The sequence below is a fragment of the Methylibium sp. Pch-M genome, assembly GCF_004136295.1.
In the GTDB taxonomy this organism is placed as follows: domain Bacteria; phylum Pseudomonadota; class Gammaproteobacteria; order Burkholderiales; family Burkholderiaceae_C; genus Methylibium; species Methylibium petroleiphilum.
Map to the genome: position 1 here is coordinate 3,311,085 of NZ_CP029606.1, position 20,193 is coordinate 3,331,277.

Annotated in this window: 24 protein-coding genes; 7 read left to right on the plus strand and 17 right to left on the minus strand. The window is 69.0% G+C overall.

Annotation, left to right across the window (positions count from 1 at the left end; translation table 11 throughout):
- Positions 1-82: 82 nt before the first annotated feature.
- Genes C1M51_RS15960 through C1M51_RS15975 form a run of 4 tightly spaced genes read left to right on the plus strand, consistent with a single transcriptional unit; the run spans position 83 to position 2,811 of the window.
- Positions 83-649, plus strand: a complete 567-nt coding sequence (locus tag C1M51_RS15960; protein WP_129451339.1) for a peptidylprolyl isomerase — start codon at positions 83-85, stop codon at positions 647-649.
- A gap of 1 nt (position 650) precedes the next feature.
- Positions 651-1,154 (plus strand): peptidylprolyl isomerase, encoded by a 504-nt coding sequence (locus tag C1M51_RS15965; RefSeq protein WP_129451341.1) that lies wholly within the window; start codon positions 651-653, stop codon positions 1,152-1,154.
- Positions 1,155-1,168: 14 nt separating this feature from the next.
- Positions 1,169-2,020 carry a UDP-2,3-diacylglucosamine diphosphatase gene (locus C1M51_RS15970; protein ID WP_207207761.1) on the plus strand — a complete coding sequence of 284 codons (852 nt, stop codon included), beginning with the start codon at positions 1,169-1,171 and terminating at the stop codon, positions 2,018-2,020.
- Entirely contained in the window at positions 2,017-2,811 is a 795-nt protein-coding gene (locus C1M51_RS15975; RefSeq protein ID WP_129451345.1) for a zinc-dependent peptidase, read from the plus strand. The genes C1M51_RS15970 and C1M51_RS15975 overlap by 4 nt, the downstream gene beginning before the upstream one ends.
- A gap of 61 nt (positions 2,812-2,872) precedes the next feature.
- Here C1M51_RS15975 and clpA read toward each other — a convergent pair whose 3' ends face one another.
- Both clpA and clpS read right to left on the minus strand, forming a co-directional pair.
- A complete protein-coding gene (clpA, locus tag C1M51_RS15980; RefSeq protein ID WP_129451346.1) occupies positions 2,873-5,179 on the minus strand; it encodes an ATP-dependent Clp protease ATP-binding subunit ClpA in 2,307 nt (768 codons plus the stop codon).
- Positions 5,176-5,532, minus strand: a complete 357-nt coding sequence (gene clpS, locus C1M51_RS15985) for an ATP-dependent Clp protease adapter ClpS (protein WP_011830050.1) — start codon at positions 5,530-5,532, stop codon at positions 5,176-5,178. The genes clpA and clpS overlap by 4 nt, the downstream gene beginning before the upstream one ends.
- A 196-nt stretch (positions 5,533-5,728) precedes the next feature.
- Between clpS and C1M51_RS15990 the strand changes: the two genes are divergently transcribed.
- Positions 5,729-5,998: a cold-shock protein gene (locus C1M51_RS15990; protein ID WP_129451348.1), complete on the plus strand. Its 270-nt coding sequence runs from the start codon at positions 5,729-5,731 to the stop codon at positions 5,996-5,998.
- A 124-nt stretch (positions 5,999-6,122) separates the two neighbouring features.
- On the opposite strand, the gene C1M51_RS15995 is transcribed toward C1M51_RS15990, so the two are convergent.
- The 3 genes from C1M51_RS15995 to C1M51_RS16005 all read right to left on the minus strand — a co-directional run bounded on the left by C1M51_RS15995 (position 6,123) and on the right by C1M51_RS16005 (position 7,115).
- Positions 6,123-6,365, minus strand: a complete 243-nt coding sequence (locus C1M51_RS15995; RefSeq protein WP_129451350.1) for a hypothetical protein — start codon at positions 6,363-6,365, stop codon at positions 6,123-6,125.
- Between the two features lie 153 nt (positions 6,366-6,518).
- On the minus strand, positions 6,519-6,815 hold the full coding sequence (locus C1M51_RS16000; RefSeq protein ID WP_242499797.1) for a hypothetical protein: 297 nt from the start codon (positions 6,813-6,815) through the stop codon (positions 6,519-6,521).
- A 63-nt stretch (positions 6,816-6,878) separates the two neighbouring features.
- Entirely contained in the window at positions 6,879-7,115 is a 237-nt protein-coding gene (locus C1M51_RS16005) for a hypothetical protein (protein ID WP_129451352.1), read from the minus strand.
- 351 nt (positions 7,116-7,466) lie between these two features.
- Between C1M51_RS16005 and C1M51_RS16010 the strand changes: the two genes are divergently transcribed.
- Positions 7,467-7,670, plus strand: a complete 204-nt coding sequence (locus tag C1M51_RS16010; RefSeq protein ID WP_129451354.1) for a hypothetical protein — start codon at positions 7,467-7,469, stop codon at positions 7,668-7,670.
- Between the two features lie 204 nt (positions 7,671-7,874).
- On the opposite strand, the gene icd is transcribed toward C1M51_RS16010, so the two are convergent.
- The 3 genes from icd to hemN form a co-directional block, all read right to left on the minus strand.
- Positions 7,875-9,128, minus strand: a complete 1,254-nt coding sequence (icd, locus tag C1M51_RS16015; protein WP_129451356.1) for an NADP-dependent isocitrate dehydrogenase — start codon at positions 9,126-9,128, stop codon at positions 7,875-7,877.
- 125 nt (positions 9,129-9,253) lie between these two features.
- The gene (locus C1M51_RS16020) at positions 9,254-9,943 is read right to left on the minus strand and encodes a sulfite exporter TauE/SafE family protein (RefSeq protein ID WP_129451358.1); all 690 of its coding nucleotides are present in this window, start codon (positions 9,941-9,943) and stop codon (positions 9,254-9,256) included.
- A gap of 19 nt (positions 9,944-9,962) precedes the next feature.
- Positions 9,963-11,393: an oxygen-independent coproporphyrinogen III oxidase gene (gene hemN / locus C1M51_RS16025; protein WP_207207762.1), complete on the minus strand. Its 1,431-nt coding sequence runs from the start codon at positions 11,391-11,393 to the stop codon at positions 9,963-9,965.
- A gap of 176 nt (positions 11,394-11,569) precedes the next feature.
- On the opposite strand from hemN, the gene fnr reads away from it, so the two are divergent.
- On the plus strand, positions 11,570-12,301 hold the full coding sequence (gene fnr / locus C1M51_RS16030) for a fumarate/nitrate reduction transcriptional regulator Fnr (RefSeq protein ID WP_036233357.1): 732 nt from the start codon (positions 11,570-11,572) through the stop codon (positions 12,299-12,301).
- 30 nt (positions 12,302-12,331) lie between these two features.
- Here the strand turns inward: fnr and C1M51_RS16035 are convergent, their stop codons facing one another.
- From C1M51_RS16035 to C1M51_RS16075, 9 genes are all read right to left on the minus strand, one after another.
- Complete coding sequence (locus C1M51_RS16035) at positions 12,332-12,586, minus strand: hypothetical protein (protein ID WP_129451360.1); 255 nt, start codon at positions 12,584-12,586, stop codon at positions 12,332-12,334.
- 32 nt (positions 12,587-12,618) lie between these two features.
- Entirely contained in the window at positions 12,619-12,867 is a 249-nt protein-coding gene (locus C1M51_RS16040) for a nitrogen fixation protein FixH (RefSeq protein ID WP_129451362.1), read from the minus strand.
- Positions 12,868-12,891: 24 nt separating this feature from the next.
- Positions 12,892-14,376: a cytochrome c oxidase accessory protein CcoG gene (ccoG, locus tag C1M51_RS16045; protein WP_207207763.1), complete on the minus strand. Its 1,485-nt coding sequence runs from the start codon at positions 14,374-14,376 to the stop codon at positions 12,892-12,894.
- Positions 14,377-14,407: 31 nt separating this feature from the next.
- On the minus strand, positions 14,408-15,331 hold the full coding sequence (gene ccoP / locus C1M51_RS16050) for a cytochrome-c oxidase, cbb3-type subunit III (protein ID WP_129451365.1): 924 nt from the start codon (positions 15,329-15,331) through the stop codon (positions 14,408-14,410).
- Positions 15,324-15,494 carry a CcoQ/FixQ family Cbb3-type cytochrome c oxidase assembly chaperone gene (locus C1M51_RS16055; RefSeq protein ID WP_129451367.1) on the minus strand — a complete coding sequence of 57 codons (171 nt, stop codon included), beginning with the start codon at positions 15,492-15,494 and terminating at the stop codon, positions 15,324-15,326. Before C1M51_RS16055 ends, ccoP begins: the two co-directional genes overlap by 8 nt.
- A 16-nt stretch (positions 15,495-15,510) precedes the next feature.
- Positions 15,511-16,140, minus strand: coding sequence for a cytochrome-c oxidase, cbb3-type subunit II (ccoO, locus tag C1M51_RS16060; protein WP_011830065.1), 630 nt, complete (start codon positions 16,138-16,140; stop codon positions 15,511-15,513).
- 22 nt (positions 16,141-16,162) lie between these two features.
- On the minus strand, positions 16,163-17,605 hold the full coding sequence (ccoN, locus tag C1M51_RS16065) for a cytochrome-c oxidase, cbb3-type subunit I (protein WP_129451369.1): 1,443 nt from the start codon (positions 17,603-17,605) through the stop codon (positions 16,163-16,165).
- 70 nt (positions 17,606-17,675) lie between these two features.
- Entirely contained in the window at positions 17,676-17,873 is a 198-nt protein-coding gene (gene ccoS / locus C1M51_RS16070; RefSeq protein ID WP_129451371.1) for a cbb3-type cytochrome oxidase assembly protein CcoS, read from the minus strand.
- 22 nt (positions 17,874-17,895) lie between these two features.
- On the minus strand, positions 17,896-20,193 hold the full coding sequence (locus C1M51_RS16075) for a cation-translocating P-type ATPase (protein ID WP_129451372.1): 2,298 nt from the start codon (positions 20,191-20,193) through the stop codon (positions 17,896-17,898).

The following is a 20,193-nucleotide window of genomic DNA, read 5'->3' on the forward strand; positions in this document are numbered from 1 at the left end:
CTGCCCGCGGCGGGGCTTCCGATCGGTGGAGAATACGGTTCCGAGCGGGTGACGAGCCCGCCGTTTGCATTCAGGAGACTTGATGATTCCCAGAACCTGGGCCGCCTTCGCGCTGGCCGCTGCGGTGATCGCCGCGCCGTTGACCGCGGCGGCGCAGAAGGTGCGTCTCGCGACGAGCGAGGGCGATATCGTGCTGCAGCTCGACCCCGCCAAGGCCCCGAAGACCGTCGACAACTTCGTCGCCTACGTCAAGAGCGGGCACTACGACGGCACGATCTTCCACCGCGTGATCGACGGCTTCATGATCCAGGGCGGCGGCTTCGACAAGGACATGAAGGAGAAGAAGACCGGGGCCCCGATCGCGCTGGAGAACCGCAGCGGCCTGCGCAACGAGCGCGGCAGCGTCGCCATGGCACGCACCATGGACCCGAACTCGGCCACCGCGCAGTTCTTCGTGAACCTCACCAACAACGCCTTCCTCGACCCGGCGAACTCGCGCGACGGCAACGGCTACGCGGTGTTCGGCAAGGTCATCGAGGGCATGGATGTGGTCGACCGCATCAAGGGCGTGCCCACCACCAACAAGGGCCCCCACCAGAACGTGCCGGCGACGCCGGTGCTCATCAAGAAAGCCTCGCTGGAGCCATGACATGACCAAGACCATCGAACTGCACACCAACCACGGCGTGATCCGCGCCGAGCTCGACGACGTGAAGGCGCCCGCCACGGTCGCCAACTTCCTGAGCTACGTGAAGGCCGGCCACTACGACGGCACGGTGTTCCACCGCGTCATCAAGGGCTTCATGGTCCAGGGCGGCGGCTTCGAGCCGGGCCTGAAGCAGAAGCCCACTCAGGCCCCGATCGCCAACGAGGCGAACAATGGCCTGAAGAACGACAAGTACACGCTGGCGATGGCGCGCACCAATGCGCCGCACTCCGCGTCGTCACAGTTCTTCATCAACGCCACCGACAACGACTTCCTGAACTTCAAGTCGGAAAGCCCGCAGGGCTGGGGCTATGCGGTGTTCGGCAAGGTGGTGGCCGGCACCGAGGTGGTCGATGCGATCGAGCGTGTGAAGACCGGCCGCCAGGGCGGCCACGACGACGTGCCGCTCGAGGACGTGGTGATCACGCGAGCGAACGAAGTCGCCTGAGGCGCTCGAAGCCGATGACCTTGTCGCCGGCCGCAACACCCCGGGGCGCCGGCGTGTCCCCGTCGCTGCCGACGTTCTGGGAGTTCGAGGCGCCCGCTGAATGGCAGTCGATCGACTTCATCTCCGACCTGCACCTGCAGGCGAGCCATCCCCTCACCTTCGAGGCGTTCTCACAGCATCTGCTGCACACGAGCGCCGACGCGGTGTTCATCCTCGGCGACCTGTTCGAGGTGTGGATCGGCGACGACGCCCGGCATGAAGGTTTCGAGCACCAGGTCGTCGAGGTGCTGAAGGAAGCCGCCGCGCGACGCAGCGTGTCCTTCATGGCAGGCAACCGCGACTTCCTGGTCGGCGTCGAACTGCTGAAGGAGTGCGGCGTGACGGCCCTGCCCGATCCGACGGTGCTGCGGGCCTTCGGCGAGCGGGTGCTGCTGACACACGGTGACGCGCTGTGCCTGGAAGACGTGGAGTACCAGCGCTTCCGCGCCGTCGTGCGCACCGAACAGGCCCGCGAGGACTTCCTGGCGCGGCCGCTGGCCGAGCGCCGCGCGCTGGCCGCCCAGATCCGCGCGGTCAGCATGCAACAGCAGCAGCGCGACGGCCGTCCCGAGACCTGGGCCGACCTCGACACCGGCGCCACCGTGCAGTGGATGCACGAAGCCGGCACGCCGCTGCTGGTGCACGGCCACACCCACCGCCCAGCCACGCAGGAACTGGCCCCCGGCTTCACCCGCCACGTACTGACCGACTGGGAGCTCGACCAGGGGCCCGCGCGGCCAGCCCGCGCCGGTGTGCTGCGCCTGAGCGCACGCGGCCTGCAGCGGCTGCCGCCCGCGGTTTCTCCAGCCGCTCACGCTGCACCGTGATCGCGCGCTGGTGGCGCCGCCGACGGGAGGCCCGCACGCTGCGCACGCGGGCGGTGCCCTCGGCGTTGTGGCAGCTGACGCTGCAGCGCTACCCCTTCCTCGCCGCGCTCGACGACGCTGGGCGCGAGCGTCTGCGCGCGCTGGTCAGCCTGTTCCTGGCGGACAAGGAATTCACCACGGTCGGTGGCCTGGAGCTCAGCGACGAGATCGCCGTCGCGATCGCCGCGCAGGCCTGCCTGCCGGTGCTGGAGCTCGGCCTGGTGGCCTATGACGGCTTCGTCGGCATCGTGGTGCATGCCGACGAGGTGGTGGCACAGCGCGAACACCTGGACGAGGACGGCGTGCTGCACCGCTACGAGGAGGTGCTCACCGGCGAGGCCATGGAGGGCGGGCCGGTGATGCTGTCCTGGCACGACGTGGCCGAGGCAGGCGTCACCGCGGAGCGCGGCTACAACGTCGTGATCCACGAGTTCGTGCACGTGCTGGACATGGCCGACGGTCTGCCGGCCGACGGTGTTCCGGTGCTGCCCGGTCGCGCCGCACGCGCTCACTGGCTGCAAGTGCTGGAAGCGGCCTACCAGCGGCTGTGCCGCGAACTCGATGCCGGCCGCGATCCCTTCCTCGACCCCTACGGCGCGGAGGCCATCGAAGAATTCTTTCCGGTGGCCGCCGAGGCCTTCTTCGTCGCACCGCACGCGCTGCGCGACGAGCAGCCCGCGCTGTACGAGCTGTTCCGCGACTACTTCCGGCAGGACCCGGCCGCCCGCCTGGCGCCGCAGCCCGGGCCCTAAAAGCACAACGGGGAGCCGAAGCTCCCCGCTGCTTGCAAGCCGCTGCCGGCCTGTGGCCGGGTCAGTCGGCCGTGGCCGGTTCCGATTTCGGCTTGTCGCTCTTCTTCCACGGCGTGATGTCGAGCACCGGCTGGCCCTCGGCATCGATGTCGACCGACAGGCGCCCGCCGTCGACCAGCCGGCCGAACAGCAACTCGTCGGCCAGCGCGCGGCGGATCGTGTCCTGGATCAGCCGCTGCATCGGCCGCGCGCCCATCAGCGGGTCGAAGCCCTTCTTCGCCAGGTGCTTGCGCAGGGCATCGGAGAAGGTCACGTCGACCTTCTTCTCGGCCAGCTGGCTCTCGAGCTGCAGCAGGAACTTGTCGACCACCCGCAGGATGATCTCCTCGTCGAGCGCGCGGAAGCTGACGATGGCGTCGAGCCGGTTGCGGAACTCCGGCGTGAACAGGCGCTTGATGTCGGCCATCTCGTCGCCCGCCTCGCGTGCGTTCGTGAAGCCGATGGTCGACTTGTTCATCGTCTCGGCGCCGGCGTTCGTGGTCATGATGATGATCACGTTGCGGAAGTCGGCCTTGCGCCCATTGTTGTCGGTCAGCGTGCCGTGGTCCATGACCTGCAGCAGCACGTTGAAGACGTCGGGGTGGGCCTTCTCGATCTCATCGAGCAGCAGCACGCAGTGCGGCTTCTTGGTGACCGCCTCGGTCAGCAGCCCGCCCTGGTCGAAGCCCACGTAGCCCGGCGGCGCACCGATCAGGCGGCTCACGGTGTGGCGCTCCATGTACTCGGACATGTCGAAACGCACCAGCTCGATGCCGAGGATGAAGGCCAGCTGCTTGGCCGCCTCGGTCTTGCCGACGCCGGTGGGGCCGCTGAACAGGAAGGAGCCGATCGGCTTGTCCGGCTTGCCCAGGCCCGAGCGCGCCATCTTGATGGCCGACGCCAGCGCGTCGAGCGCCGGGTCCTGACCGAACACCACGCTCTTCAGGTCGCGGTCCAAATTCTTCAGCTTGCCGCGGTCGTCGTTGCTGACGCTCTGCGGCGGGATGCGCGCAATCTTGGCGACGATCTCCTCGACCTCGGCGCGGTTGATGGTCTTCTTCTGCTTGCTCTTGGGCAGGATGCGCTGGGCGGCACCGGCCTCGTCGATCACGTCGATCGCCTTGTCGGGCAGGTGGCGGTCGTTGATGAACTTGGCCGACAGCTCGGCCGCGGCCTGCAGCGCGCCCAGCGCGTACTTCACGCTGTGGTGCTCCTCGAAACGCGACTTCAGCCCCTTCAGGATCTCGATGGTCTGCTCGACCGACGGTTCGACCACGTCGACCTTCTGGAAGCGCCGCGACAGCGCCGCATCCTTCTCGAAGATGCCGCGGTACTCGGTGAACGTGGTCGCGCCGATGCACTTGAGCTGCCCGGAGCCGAGCGCCGGCTTCAGCAGGTTGCTGGCGTCGAGCGTGCCGCCCGATGCGGCACCGGCGCCGATCAGGGTGTGGATCTCGTCGATGAACAGCACCGCATGGGGCTGCTCCTTCAGGGCCTTCAGCACGCCCTTCAGGCGCTGCTCGAAATCGCCGCGGTACTTGGTGCCGGCCAGCAACGCGCCCATGTCGAGCGAGTAGACAGTCGCGTCGGACAGGATCTCGGGCACGTCGTTCTGCGTGATGCGCCATGCCAGGCCCTCGGCGATCGCGGTCTTGCCGACCCCGGCCTCGCCCACCAGCAGCGGGTTGTTCTTGCGGCGGCGGCACAGCACCTGGATCACCCGCTCGACCTCGTGCTCGCGGCCGATCAGCGGATCGATCTTGCCGTCACGGGCCAGCTGGTTGAGGTTCTGGGTGAACTGGTCCAGCGGCGAGCCCTTCCCTTCGCCCGCCTCTTCCTTCTCGCCCTCGCCGCTGCCGCCCTCGGCGCCCTTGGAAGGCTCGGGCGGCTCGGACTTCTTGATGCCGTGGGCGATGAAGTTCACCACATCCAGCCGCGTCACACCCTGCTGGTGCAGGTAGTAAACCGCGTGCGAATCCTTCTCGCCGAAGATCGCCACCAGCACGTTGGCGCCCGTCACTTCCTTCTTGCCGGAACCGGTGGACTGCACGTGCATGATCGCGCGCTGGATCACGCGCTGGAATCCCAGCGTCGGCTGGGTGTCGACCTCGTCGGTGCCGCCGACCGTGGGCGTGTTTTCCTTGATGAACTGCGTCAGGCTCTTGCGCAGGTCATCGAGGCTGGCCGAGCAGGCGCGCAGCACTTCGGCGGCGGATGGGTTGTCGAGCAGCGCGAGCAGCAGATGCTCGACCGTGATGAATTCGTGGCGCTGCTGACGCGCTTCGACGAACGCCATGTGCAGGCTGACTTCCAGTTCTTGCGCAATCATGCGGCCTCCATAGTGCATTGCAACGGGTGCCCCGACCGCTTGGCCGCAGCGAGCACCGACTCGACCTTGGTCGAGGCGACATCTTTCGTGTAGACGCCGCACACGCCCCGACCTTCGTGGTGGATTTTGAGCATGATCTGCGTCGCCGTCTCGATATCCCGCTGGAAGAATTCCTGCAGGACCATCACGACGAACTCCATCGGCGTGTAGTCGTCGTTGAGCAGCACCACCTGGTACATCCGGGGCGGCTCGACGCGGGCCGATTGCCGTTCGGCCACGACCGCACCCTGCCCGTCGTCCGGCTTGGTGACCGGGCGCTTCGGGGGAGTGGGCGGTACGGTGTCGTCGGGCATGGAAAAGATTCTATCGACTGCTGGGAAGCGACTTCCATGCCGGTCAATATGACACCACTGGGCCCGAACTCAAGGCCCCGGCGCGCCATGCACGCACCCCGCCGCCCGATCCCGTTCGTCCGTCACGGCCGGCCCCGGCTTGACAGGCCGCGGCCGCCCTGCCCAGAATCGTCCGTCGAGGGGTGGGAGAACGTCCATGGTCAACGGCACGGTCAAGTGGTTCAACGATGCCAAGGGCTTCGGCTTCATCGAACCCGAGGGTGGCGGCGAAGACGTGTTCGCTCATTTCTCGGCCATCCTGATGGACGGCTTCCGCACGCTGAAGCAAGGCGCCCGCGTCAGCTTCGAACTGGTCGACGGCCCCAAGGGCAAGCTGGCCCAGAACATCGCCCCGCTGGAAAGCCGCGCCGACCCGGCAGCGGTCCGCGCTCCGGCCAACGACCGGGAACTGGCAGCCGGCCACTGAGGCTCATCCGCGCCGCGCAGGCGCAATGGCGTGCACTGGAATGCGGCGATGCCGCTCCGGCGGCCTCCGGCTCCGCCCCAACGCGCGCCGGTGGCGCACCGGAATCATGCAGTGCCGTGGGGCTTCAGCGGGAGTGCCCGCCCGCCCCGTCCGGTGCCGGGCGAACCGGCTGCAGTTCCGCGAACAGGTCGCCCGGCAGCGTGTCGAGCGGCGACTCGGACACGTCGAGCCCCTGACGCAGGTCGAACGACGACACCAGCCAGCCCGCACCCTGGGGGTCGGCGGGCGGCTCGGGACTGACCGGGACCACGCACTCCAGATCGGGCAACGGAAGTGCGCGCTTTTTGGGGGACTTGAAGAATGCCATGGCTCCCTCTGCGGGGCGGCGCGCAAAACGCGCGTGCGACTGCGGAATGAAGCATCGCAAATGCCGGGCCCGCTGCCGTCCCCCTCTCTGAGGGGCGAACACGACGCAACGGCCGTGCAGTGCGAAAGATGCCACGGCGCGCCGGCGACCGGGCTACGCCCCGCCCGGTCCGCGACCGGCAGGCGGCGTCATGTCCAGCACGGCCGGGATCGTTTCCTCGGCGCTCACCAGGCCGGCATGGATCGCCCGCAGAGCGCCCAGGCTGTCCACGTGCGGCAGCACGGTGTCTGCCCCGCAGATCGGGCACGCCGCCGTGCTGTCCTCGTGCAGCCACAACACGATGTCGGCCGGGTGGAAGATGCCCAGGCACGAGAAGCAGCCGGCCACGCGGGCGCGCGTCAGCTCGTCGCGGTTGTTGAAGGATTGGTAGCCGGTATCCATGTCGGTCATCACATTACAACGTGCAGGCCACCGTCGGCAATCGGTTCGCAGCCCGCCCGGCCCAGCCTGCGCTCAGGGCCGTCGCCTGGCCGCCCTTCTTGCGGTGGCGAGCGCCTCCTGCAACTCCCCCGGCAGCGTATCGATCGGATGCTCGATCACGGTGAGGCCGGTGCGCAGTTCACGGGTCGAGTCCAGCCAGGTCGGATCGGAGGCCGCGGCATCGTCGAGTTCCAGATCGAGCGGCGCGGCCGACGGCTGCCGCGCCGCTTCCACAGCGGACTTGCGGGAACGGAACCTGAACCAGGCCATCGGAAGCTCCGCGCCCGGCTTCAGTTGAAGACGAGGTAGAGGACCACCAGCACGATCGTCGGCACGCCCAGTATCCAGCCCAGAAAGTACTTGCCCATGTCGGCACTCCTTGGTTCTCTGAAGGAGCCCCATGCTCGGACATCCGGACCGCGATGTCACAAGGACGCCGCCGCAAGCTCGCGTAGGACAAGCGCCCGGTGCTCGACGGTGGCGCCAGCGGAATCGCTCACGCCGACCGCATGGCCCGCGGAACGCCGGGATCCCCCTTCAATAGGTGGCGCGGCAACCCACAGGCTCGTCGCGTGCGCTTTGCACGCCCGTCGCTCCACCGACTGCGTTTCAATCGCTCACATGGGAACTCAAAACGCCAACGGATACCTCGAAGCGCCTCACGGCCGCGAAGACTACGTCGATCCCGCCGGATTCCGCGCGGTGGCCGATGAAGTCGATCGGCTGGAGCGTGCGATGGCGCCGTGGCCGATCTGGATCCGCTCGCTGGCCCAGATCGCGTTCCTGCTCGCGGCGTTCGTGCTTTTCGTTCGCGCACCGCGTTAGGCGCTCCTTTCACCGCAGGCGCATGCCTGCTGCCGGCCGCCTTGCTGCCGGGCCATGACAGGAACGCCGCCGCGTCCGCGTTACAGCGCGCGCCAATCCTGCATCGAGATCTTCGCGGGCCCGTAGGCCGCAAGATGAAAAAGCCCCAGGCAAATCAATGCACTGGGGCTGAGACAAGGCGACCGGCAACTGCCGGCAGGCCCATCACATGTTGTCGATCATCACCTGCCCGAAGCCCGAGCAGCTGACCTGCGTGGCGCCGTCCAGCAAGCGCGCGAAGTCGTAGGTGACCTTCTTCGACAGGATGGACTTTTCCATCGACGAGATGATGAGGTCGGCCGCCTCGGTCCAGCCCATGTGGCGCAGCATCATCTCGGCCGACAGGATCTCGGAGCCCGGGTTCACGTAGTCCTTGCCGGCGTACTTGGGCGCGGTGCCGTGGGTGGCCTCGAACATCGCGATCGAGTCCGACAGGTTGGCCCCCGGCGCAATGCCGATGCCGCCCACCTGCGCGGCCAGCGCGTCGGACACGTAGTCGCCGTTGAGGTTGAGCGTGGCGATCACAGAGTACTCGGCCGGGCGCAGCAAGATCTGCTGCAGGAAGGCGTCGGCGATCGAGTCCTTGACGGTGATCTCCTTGCCGGTCTTCGGGTTCTTGAACTTGCACCACGGGCCACCGTCGATCGGCTGCGCGCCGAACTCCTTCTGCGCCAAGCCATAGGCCCAGTCGCGGAAGCCGCCCTCGGTGAACTTCATGATGTTGCCCTTGTGCACGATGGTCACGCTGGGCTTGTCGTTGTCGATCGCGTACTGGATGGCCTTGCGCACCAGGCGTTCGGTGCCCTCGCGCGACACCGGCTTGATGCCGATGCCCGAGGTGGCAGGGAAGCGGATCTTCTTGACGCCGAATTCGTCCTGCAGGATCTTGATGAGCTTCTTGGCCTTCTCGCTCTCGGCCTCGAACTCGATGCCGGCGTAGATGTCCTCCGAGTTCTCGCGGAAGATCACCATGTTGGTCTTGTGCGGCTCCTTCACCGGGCTCGGCACCCCTTCGAAGTACTGGATCGGGCGCAGGCAGACGTAGAGGTCGAGTTCCTGGCGCAGCGCCACGTTGAGCGAGCGGATGCCGCCGCCCACGGGCGTGGTGAGCGGGCCCTTGATCGAAACCACGTACTCCTTCAGGACCTGCAGCGTCTCTTCCGGCAGCCAGACGTCGGGGCCGTAGACCTTGGTCGACTTCTCGCCGGCGTAGATCTCCATCCAGTGGATCTTGCGCTTGCCGCCGTAGCTTTTCTCGACCGCCGCGTCGACCACCTTGATCATCACCGGCGTGATGTCGAAGCCGGTGCCGTCGCCCTCGATGAAGGGGATGATCGGCTGATCGGGCACGTTGAGCGAGAAATCGGCATTGACGGTGATCTTTTGGCCGTCGGCAGGCACCTTGATGTGCTGGTACATGGACTTGCGTCTCCGCTGGGTAAGGGGTCGGAAGGAACAGAGGGGGTGGCTTCGATTCTAGGCGAGCCATCGTGCGGTGCAGCGAGCCGGCGGACGCCTGCCGCGAGCGCCATCGATCCGCTGCGTCAGACCGCCTTGCACCACGGCCCGGACGGGCCGGTCAGCTGCAGCCAGATCGCCCATCCGCCAGCCGTCACCAGCAGGGCACCGGCCCACCTCGCCGCGCCGGCGCCCTGCCCCAGTCGACCGAGCACGCCGCGGCCGAACAGCAAGGCCAGCGCGCCGCCCAGCGCGAAGGCGAGCATGACCGCCGCGCCCGCCAGCGGCCCGTCGGCCAGCGCCGCAACGACCAGCGCCGAATAGAGCAGGCCGCAAGGCCAGGCCGCCCACAGCAGACCGGCGGAGCCGGCCCAGGCCCAGCCGCGCCGCCGCCCCATGGCGGGGAGCGGCCCGAGCATGGGTACGGCTACGCCGGGTGCGGAGCCGGTGCCCAGCACGATGCGGGGCATGCGCCCGGCCACCAGCAGCCACAGGCCGAACACCACCACGGCCACCTGCAGCAGGGTCCACAACGGCCGCAACCAGGTGGTGGCCTGGGCCAGTTCGGCCATCCATCCGGCCCCGGTGGCCACCAGCGCCCCCGCCAGGCCATAGGACAGCAGGCGCCCCAGATGCAGGGCGGCGGCGGCCCGCGCAGGCCGTGCGCTGCCGCAGGACCGCTCGATCGCCGCGCAGGGCGCGGCGCACATCGCGGCACAGTGCGGACTCCCCGCGATGCCGATCGCCAGCCCGGCCGCCACCAGCGAGAGGCTCATGCAGCGACCGTCCCTTGCGTCAGATCAGCCGCGAATAGCGTTCGCGATCGCGGTCGGCCTGCAGGTGACGATCGAACACCATCGCCACCGCGCGCACGAAGTACCAGCCCAGCGGGGTGAGCTGGATCGCGTCGTCGTCGATCTCGATCAGCCCCTGCCCGGCCAGCGGCTGCAGCCGGCGCAGTTCGGCCTCGAAGTAGCGCCGGAAATCGAGCAGGTGGGCCAGTTCGATGGATTCGAACACCACCCGCCCCTGGCACATCAGCGCCATGATCACCGAGCGGCGCACCACATCGTCGCGCGTCAGCACCAGGCCGCGCACCACCGGCAGTTCCCCGGAGCGCAGGGCGTCCTGGTACTCCGGCAGCGTCTTCGCGTTCTGGCTGTAGGTCGCGCCGATCCGGCCGATGGCCGAGACGCCCAGGCCGATCAGGTCGCAGTCGGGCTGGGTGCTGTAGCCCTGGAAATTGCGGTGCAGCCGGCCCTGCCGCTTGGCCGCGGCCAGCGCGTCACCCGGCAGGGCGAAGTGGTCCATGCCGATGTAGTCGTAGCCGTGCGCCAGGAAGGCGGCGATCGCGTTCGACAGCATCGTCACGCGCTGGGCGGTGCCCGGCAGGTCTGCCGCATGGATGCGCCGTTGCGGCTTGAAGCGCTGCGGCAGATGCGCATAGCTGTAGAGCGCCACACGGTCCGGCCGCAGCCGCGCCACCTGCTCCACCGTCCGGGCCAGCGAGGCCGGGGTCTGCTTGGGCAAGCCGTGGATCAGGTCGACATTGATCGAATCGAAGCCCAATGCGCGCGCGCTGGCGATCAGCGCCTCGACCTGCTCGGGCGGCTGCACGCGGTGCACCGCGTGCTGCACTTCGGGGTCGAAGTCCTGCACGCCGAAGCTCAGGCGGTTGAAACCCAGCGCCTTCAGGTGCGAAAGCCGCGAGGCACTGACGGTGCGCGGGTCGACCTCGATCGAGCATTCGGCCTGCGGCTGCAGGTCGAAGGCACCGCGCAGCAGAGCCATCAGCTGCGACAGCTCCGCATCGTCCAGGAAGGTCGGCGTACCGCCGCCGAGGTGCAGCTGACTGACGCGCTGGCGGCTGCCGATCACGTCCTGGTGCAATGCCACCTCGCGGCCCAGCCACTCCAGGTACTCGGTGCCGCGCCGGTGCTGCCGCGTGATCACCTTGTTGCAGGCGCAGTAGTAGCAGACCGACTCGCAGAATGGGATATGAACGTAGATCGACAGCGGTGTGCCACCGCCCACGGCGCCCGCCGCCGGGGCGCCGCTGCGGCGCTGGCCCAGGGCCTGCCGGTACTGAGCAGGGCCGAAGGCCTCCACGAAGCGGTCGGCGGTCGGGTAGGAGGTGTAGCGCGGCCCACCGGCGTCCAGACGACTCAGGAGTTCCTCGCTCGGCGCAGCCGGTTCCAGCATGTCGGTCAGGGTCGGAGGGGGCATGTCCGGACTGTGCCGAGGGCCTCTCACCGGGCTCTTGATCTGGGTCAAGGCCGGTCGCCGGTGGCCTCCGACAATCCACGCACAGCTTGAGGTCGATCATGCAACTTGCCCCTCACGACACCGCCGCCGACTCGCATGCGCCATCGCGGGCGGCGCACAAGATCATAATGAAGCGCATGGAACGTGAACCGATCCGCATCGAGGCCCTCAAGGTCGCATGCTCCAGTTGCAACCTGCGCGAGCTCTGCCTGCCGGTGGGCCTGTCGGACGATGACCTTGACCACCTCGACCAGCTGGTCGGCAGCCGCCGCCCTGTGAAGCGCGGCGACACGCTATTCCACGCCGGGGATCGCTTCGAGTCGCTCTATGCGGTGCGCACCGGCTTCTTCAAGACCTGCGTGTCCGCCGACGATGGCCGCGACCAGGTGACCGGTTTCCAGATGGCCGGCGAGTTGCTGGGCCTGGACGGCATCAGCACCGACCGCCATGCCTGCGACGCGGTGGCGCTGGAGGACTCGCAGGTCTGCCAGATCCCCTACTCGCAGCTCGAGAAGCTGTCGCGCGAATCCACGCCGCTGCAGCACCAGTTCCACAAGATCATGAGCCGCGAGATCGTGCGCGACCACGGCGTGATGCTGCTGCTCGGCAGCATGCGGGCCGAAGAACGGCTGGCCGCCTTCCTCCTCAACCTGACGCAGCGGCTGCAGGCGCGCGGCTTCTCGGCCTCGTCGCTGGTGCTGCGCATGACGCGCGAGGAGATCGGCAGCTACCTCGGCCTCAAGCTCGAGACCGTGAGCCGCACCTTCTCGAAGTTCCAGGACGAAGGCCTGCTCGAGGTGAAGCAGCGCGACATCCGCGTACTCGACGAATCCGGGCTGCGCCGGCTCGTCAACGGCCCGGCCTGCTGAAGGCTCGCCGCCGGCCTCGCCCGGCGCGACTCAGGGCCAGCGGCGAGGCTCGGTATTGGCCGGCTCCGGCGTCGCCAGCAGCAGCGTCAGCATCGACGCCAGCGCGCACACGATCCAGAACGCGAAGAAGGCCAGCGTGTAGACGCCGGCCGGCGACACCGTCTCCAGTGCGCGACCGACCCAGCCGCTCAGGTCCGCAGGGTCGGCGGCGCTGAACACCAGGGTCTCCAGCACCCCGGCCATCAGGAAGGACGGCCAGGCGATCCACAGCGTGCGTTGTCTCATCGTCGCGAGTTCCGGGTCGATGCGCGGTACGTTCAGCGCTCGGGACGCGGCGTGGCCGCATGGTTGCGCGCCTGCACCGCCGGCGTGTCGCTGCCCAGCGGTTCGCTGCCACGGCTGAGCACCGGATCGCTGCCGCGCACGGCGATCACGGCGGTGACGATGCCAGCCACCACCACCGCCAGCGGGCCGCCCAGCACCAGCCACAGCATGGGCTCGCGCCACCAGGGCAGCGGCCGCTCCGGCATGGGCGTCGGGCGGGTTGCGTTCTCGTTCGGGATCATGGGCTGCTCCGGAGGGGGCCGCACTCAGCGCGGCACGACGAAAGTGGACTTCTCGGACACGCTGGCCGCCGGCTGCACGCCATCGGCCTCGCGGATGATCTCGAAGCGCAGCGGGTGGGCGCCCGGGCCGAGCGCCGCGGCGCTCTGCGGCGGCACCTGTACCGCGACCGGCACCCAGCGCGACTCGGCCGGGGCCAGCCGCACCTCGTCACGCACCTGCGCCTGTGCACCGGCGATGTCGCTCACCACCACCCGGTAGCGCTGCGCCGACTCGGTGGCGTTCATGATCTGCAACCGGTAGACGTTCTCGATGCGCCCTTCGTCGACCAGCCGTGCCAGCGTACCGCGGTCGCGCACCACGTCGACGCGCATCGGGCTGCGCAGCACGAGGCTGGTGACGAAGCCGACCGAGATCAGCAGCAGGATCACGCCGTAGACCAGCACCCGCGGACGGAGCACGCGCCGCCAGTCCAGCGTGCTCCGTCCGGCGGCCAGGCCGTTCTGCGTGGCATAGCGGATCAGGCCGCGCGGATACGCCATCTTGTCCATCACACCGTTGCAGACGTCGATGCAGGCGGCACAGCCGATGCACTCGTACTGCAACCCCTCGCGGATGTCGATGCCGGTCGGGCAGACCTGCACGCACAGCGTGCAGTCGATGCAGTCGCCCTTGCCCTGGGCGGCCAGCGCGTCGTGCGCCAGGCTGCGCGGGCGCGAGCCGCGCGGTTCTCCGCGCCCGCCGTCGTAGCTGATGATCAAGGTGTCGTGGTCGAACATCGCGCTCTGGAAGCGCGCGTACGGGCACATGTACTTGCACACCTGCTCGCGCATGAAGCCGGCGTTGCCATAGGTCGCGAAGCCGTAGAACAGCACCCAGAACGCTTCCCAGGGGCCGGGCCCGGCCGAGCCCGGACCGGCCAGGCCGATCAGTGCGAGCACCTCGCCGCCCAGTTCGCGGATCGGCGTGAAGTAGCCGACGAAGGTGAAGCCGGTCCACAGGCCGATCGCCAGCCACACCGCGTGCTTGGCCGACCGGCGGGCCAGCTTCGCGGCGCCCCAGGGCGCGGCATCGAGCTTCAGGCGCGCCTGGCGGTCGCCCTCGATATGGTGCTCGACCCACATGAAGATCTCTGTGTAGACCGTCTGCGGGCAGGCGTAGCCGCACCACAGGCGGCCGGCCACCGCGGTGAACAGGAACAGCCCGTAGGCCGACAGGATGAGCAGGCCCGTCAGGTAGATGAAGTCCTGCGGGTAGAGCACCAGGTCGAAGATGTAGAAGCGCCGTGCGCCCAGGTCGAACAGCACCGCCGGGCGGCCATTCCAGGGCAGCCAGGGCAGCCCGTAGAACACCAGCTGCGTGAGCCACACCAGCGCCCAGCGCCACGCAGCGAACCAGCCATGCACCGAGCGCGCGTGGATGGTCGCCTGTTTCGCATACAGCGAGACCATCTCGCCGGTGTCGTCGGACACCGGCGCGATCGGGATCACGCGTGACGCCGGTCGACTCATCGGCAACTCGCGCCGGGGCGACGGCGGTGACTCATTTCGCTGCGGCCGTGGTCGTGGCCCCGCTGTTCGAGAGCCCCCAGACGTAGGCGGCGAGCACCTGGATCTGCGCGTCGCTCAGCCGCCCGGCGTGCGCCGGCATCAGGTTGGTCTTGCCTTCGTTGATCATCCGGACCACCGCCTCCTCGCCCCAGCCGTGCAGCCAGATCCGGTCGCTGAGGTTGGGCGCGCCGAGCGCCGGGTTGCCCTTGCCGCCCGGGCCGTGGCAGGCGGCGCAGGCCGTGAACTTGGTGCGCCCGATCTGGGCCGCGATGCTGTCGTGCGGGCTGCCCGAAAGGCTCAGCACGTAGTTCGCGACGTTGCGCACATCGTCGGCACTGCCGACTGCCGCCGCCATCGGCGGCATCATGCCCTGGCGCCCCTGGGCGATCGATTGCGCAATCTGCTCGGGCGACCCGCCGTGCAGCCAGTCCGCATCGGTCAGGTTCGGAAAGCCCTTGCTGCCCCGCGCGTCAGAACCGTGGCACTGCGCGCAGTTGTTGATGAACAGCCGCTCGCCCAGCGCACGCGCCTGCGGGTCGCGTGCCAGATCGGCGGCCGACATCGCGGTGAAGCGCTCGTAGAGCGGCTCGACCTGGGCACGGCCGCGCGCCATCTCCGCTTCGTATTCCGTCTGCGATGTCCACCGCAGTTGCCCCGGGTTCGTGCCCAGGCCCGGATAGAGCACCAGGTAGAGCGCGCCGAACAGCACCGTCAGCACGAACAGGCCCATCCACCACAGCGGCAGCGGGTTGTTCAGCTCGCGCAGATCCTCGTCCCAGACATGGCCGGTGGTGTTGTCGCCGGCCATCACCTTGCGGCGGCTGGCGATGAACAGCAGCACCAGGCACGCCGCGAGGCCGGCGATCGTGACGATGGCGATGAACAGCGGCCAGCCGACCGCGACGAAATCACTCATGACGGCCCTCCAGCCGGGTTGCGGCCTCGTCGGCCGCGAACGGCAGACGGGCAGCTTCTTCGAAGCTCTCATTGCGCCGACGCGACAAGGTCCAGGCGACGATGCCGATGAAGACCAGGAAGGACAGCAGCGTCACGGCCGCCCGCAATTCGTTCAGGCTCATTTCGTGCGTCCTCTTCTCACTTCACTGCGGTACCGAGCACCTGGAGATAGGCCACCAGCGCGTCGAGCTCGGTCTTGCCCTTGACGTCCTCGCCGGCCTGCGCCAGCTCTGCGTCGGTGTAAGGCGCGCCCAGGGTGCGCAGCGCGCGCAGCTTTCCAGGCATCTCGGCCGGATCGAGCGCCGCCTTGGCGAGCCAGGGATAGGCGGGCATGTTGGACTCGGGCACCAGGTCGCGCGGGTTGGCGAGGTGCAGGCGATGCCACTCGTCGCTGTAGCGCCCGCCAACCCGGTGCAGGTCGGGACCGGTGCGCTTGCTGCCCCACTGGAACGGCCGGTCGTAGACGAATTCGCCCGCCACCGAGTAGTGGCCGTAGCGCAGCGTCTCGGCGCGGAACGGCCGGATCATCTGCGAGTGGCAGTTGTAGCAACCCTCGCGCACGTAGACGTCGCGGCCGGCCACCTGCAGGGCCGTGTAGGGCTTGAGGCCGGGCACCGGCTCGGTGGTGCTGCGCTGGAAGAACAGCGGCACGATCTCGACCAGGCCGCCGACGGCCACCACCACCAGGATCAGCACGATCATCAGCCAGTTGGTGGTCTCGATGCGCTCGTGGCCACGGGCCGGCGCTGCGTTGTGTTCGTTGCTCATGTCATCGGGTCCTCGGCAGGGTTCAGGCGCGCGCCAGCGCGGCGGGCACCGGCACCAGCGCGCGGCGGCCCGCCTTCACGGTCATCACCACGTTCCAGGCCATCAGCAGCATCCCGCTCAGGTACAGCAGGCCGCCGAGCAGGCGCACCACGTAGAACGGAAAGGTCGCCTTCACGCTCTCGACGAAGCTGTAGACCAGCGTGCCGTCAGGGTTGATGGCGCGCCACATCAGGCCCTGCATCACGCCGGCGATCCACATCGCGGCGATGTAGAGCACGACGCCGATGGTCGCGATCCAGAAGTGCAGCTCGATCGCCCGCACGCTGTACATCGCCTTGCGGCCGAACATGCGCGGGATCAGGTAGTACAGCGAGCCCATCGAAATGAAGCCCACCCAGCCGAGCGCGCCGCTGTGCACGTGGCCGACGGTCCAGTCGGTGTAGTGGGAGAGCGCGTTGACGGTCTTGATCGACATCATCGGCCCCTCGAAGGTCGACATGCCGTAGAACGACAGCGAGACGATCAGGAACTTGAGGATCGGGTCGTCGCGCAGCTTGTGCCAGGCACCGCTGAGCGTCATGATCCCGTTGATCATCCCGCCCCAGCTGGGCGCCAGCAGCACCAGCGAGAACACCATGCCCACGCTCTGCGCCCAGTCGGGCAACGCGGTGTAGTGCAGGTGGTGGGGGCCTGCCCACATGTAGGTGAAGATCAGCGCCCAGAAGTGCACGATCGACAGCCGGTAGCTGTACACCGGGCGCTCGGCCTGCTTGGGGATGTAGTAGTACATCATCCCGAGGAAGCCCGCCGTGAGGAAGAAGCCCACCGCATTGTGACCGTACCACCACTGCACCATCGCGTCCTGCACGCCGGCGTAGGCGGAGTAGCTCTTGGTCAGGCTCACCGGCAGCGCCGCGCTGTTCACCAGGTGCAGCAGCGCCACCGTCAGGATGAAGGCGCCGAAGAACCAGTTGGCCACGTAGATGTGGCGCACCTTGCGGATGCCGATGGTGCCGAAGAACACCACCGCGTAGGCCACCCACACCAGCGTGATCAGGATGTCGATCGGCCACTCGAGCTCCGCGTACTCCTTGCCGCTGGTCATGCCCAGCGGCAGCGTGACCGCCGCCAGCACGATCACCGCCTGCCAGCCCCAGAAGGTGAAGTGCGCGAGCGCCGGCGCGAACAACCGGACCTGGCAGGTGCGCTGCACGACGTGGAAGGAGGTGGCCATCAGCGCGCAACCGCCGAACGCGAAGATCACGGCGTTGGTGTGCAGCGGCCGCAGCCTCCCGTAGCTCAGCCAGGGAATGCCGAAGTTGAGTTCCGGCCAGGTGAGCTGCGCTGCGATCAGCACGCCCACCGCCATGCCGACCACGCCCCACAGCACGGCCGCCAGCGCGAACTGCGTGACCACACGATCCTCGTAGACCGGCGCTGCTCCCTGGGCCGCCATTGCGTTCATCGAACTCTCCTCGCATCCTGTCGATGACAGGGAGTGTCCGAACCGGAACCTTGGTGCGGCTTGACGCCGGTCAAGCTTCGGTCGATGCGTGCGCGTTCGGGTCGGCCGCCGTGGCGGGCGCGCCGCAGGCACCGGGCTCTTCCAGCACCCGGGCGGCTTCGCGCTCGAGGTCGTCGAACTGGCCGTGGTGCACCGCCCAGGCGAACACGCCGAGCACGGCGAGCGCAAGCAGCACCGAAATCGGCAAAAGCAGGTAGAGGCTGTCCATCCGGTCCGCCGTCCCTTCGTGTTCAGCGCGCGAGGCGCAGCGCGTTGCCGACCACGACGAGCGAACTGAGCGCCATGCCCAGCCCCGCGGCCCACGGCGGCAGCCAGCCCAGCAAGGCCAGCGGCACGCAGACCGCGTTGTAGCCTGCCGCCCAGGCAAGGTTCTGGCGCACGATGCCGGCGCAGCGACGTGCGACGCCACGCGCGTGGGCGATCTCACCGAGCCGGCTGCCGAGCACCACGATGTCGGCGCGCTGCTGCGCGAGCGCCGCGCCGTGGCCGAGCGCGACGGACACATCGGCCTGGGCCAGCACCGGGCCGTCGTTCAGGCCATCGCCCACCATCAGGACGCGGTGTCCCTGGCGCTGCAGTGCGCGCAGGCAGGCCAGCTTGTCCTGCGGCGTCGCGTCGTGCTGTGCATCCGCGAGGCCCAGACGCTGAGCCACCGCCTGCACGGCCCCCGCGCGGTCGCCCGAGAGCAGGCGCAACCTGATGCCCTGCTCGCGCAGCGACTGCAGCAGGCCGGCCGCATCGGGGCGCAGCACCTCGTCGAACTCGAAGCGCGCGTGCGGCGGGACCGCTGCCCCGTCCTGCGGCGCCAGCCACACCGCCGGCCGTGCAAGATCGGTGGGCGGCACGACGCCGACCCAGGCCGCCGAGCCGAGCCGCCAGCGCCGGCCGTCGGCATCGAACGCCTCGAGGCCCTGCCCCGCCTGCTCGCGCACGCCGTGCCAAGGCCAGGACGCGGCGTCCTCGGAGGGCGTCGCGCGCACCAGCGCCTGTGAAAGCGGATGACGGGAGTGGGCCGCCAGCGCTGCCGCACGCCGCTGCCAGGCCGGCAGGTCGTCACCGTCCGGCCACACCACCTGCGCGAGCGCAAGCCGGTCTTCGGTCAGCGTGCCGGTCTTGTCGAAGCAGGCGACGTCGATCTGCGCCAGCGTCTCGAGCGCGTCGAGGCGCTGCACCAGCACGCCGCGACGCGCCAGCGCGCCAGTGGCCGCGATCAGCGCCGACGGGGCGGCCAGCGACAGCGCGCAGGGGCAGGTGACGATCAGGATGGACACGGCCACCCACACGGCACGCGACGGGTCGATGTGCATCCACACACCGAAGGCCGCCGCCGCCAGCAGCAGCACGCCGCCCACGAACGGCGCGGCCACGCGGTCGGCCCAGCGCACCGTCGACGGCCGCTCGGTCAGCGCTCGCTGCATCAGCGCAACGATCTGCTGATGGCGGGTGCCATGGCCGACCTGCGTGACCTGGATCAGCACCGGCGCGCCGAGGTTCAGGCTGCCGGCGATCACCGCGTCGCCGACGTCGCGCACCAGCGGCCGCGACTCGCCGGTCAGCAGCGATTCGTCGGCCTGGGTCCGGCCCTCGATCAGGCGGCCGTCGGCCGGGAACGCCTGCCCCACCGCGACGCGAACCCGGTCACCCGCGGCCAGCCGCGCCGCCGGCACCCAGGCCACGCTGCCGTCGGCGGCGAGTCGCTCGACGCTGTCGGGCAGGCGGCGCAACAGTGCGTCGAGCGAGCGCGTGCTGCGCTCGCTCGAGCGCGCCTCGAGCCAGCGGCCGGCCAGCAGGAAGCAGACGAACATCGTCAGCGAGTCGAAATACACCTCGTGACCGAAGACCCCGCCAGGGTCGAAGCTCGCGGCGCTGCTGGCCACGAAGGTGACCGCGATGCCGAGCGCCACCGGCACGTCCATGCCGATGCGCCGCTGGCGCAGCGATTGCCAGGCGCCGCTGAAGAAGGGCCGCGCCGAGAACAGCAGCACCGGCAGCGTCAGCACCCAGGCCGACCAGCGCAGCAGCGCGGCGAGGTCGGGCGCGATGTCGCCCGGCGCCGCGAAGTAGCCGGGCGCCGCAGCCATCATCACCTGCATCATGCAGAAGGCCGCGACGAACAGCCGCCACAGTGCCTGGCGCGATTCGGCCTGTCGAGCCCGCAGGGCGTCCTCGGCATCGGCCAGGTAGGCCTGGTAACCGGCCCGCTGCACGGCCTCGATCAGGGCCGAGGCGCGGGTGCGGTCGGGGTCCCAGTCGACCTCGGCCCGCTCGGATGCGCCGTTCACCCGCGCCGCATGCACCCCATCGACCCGCCCCAGTGCCGCCTCGATGAGCCCCGCGCAGGCTGCGCAGTGCAGCCCCTGCAGGACCAGCCGGGTGCGGGCCTCGCGCCGGCCGTCGGCAGCCTCCTGCCACGTCGTGCAGGCGGCCAGCGCCGTGTCGTCGTCGAGCGCAACGCGCTGCCGCCCCGACAGTTCGGTCGGCGGCGGGGCCAGCGCAGGGGCGGCAAGTGTCAGGGTGGTGGCAGGCAT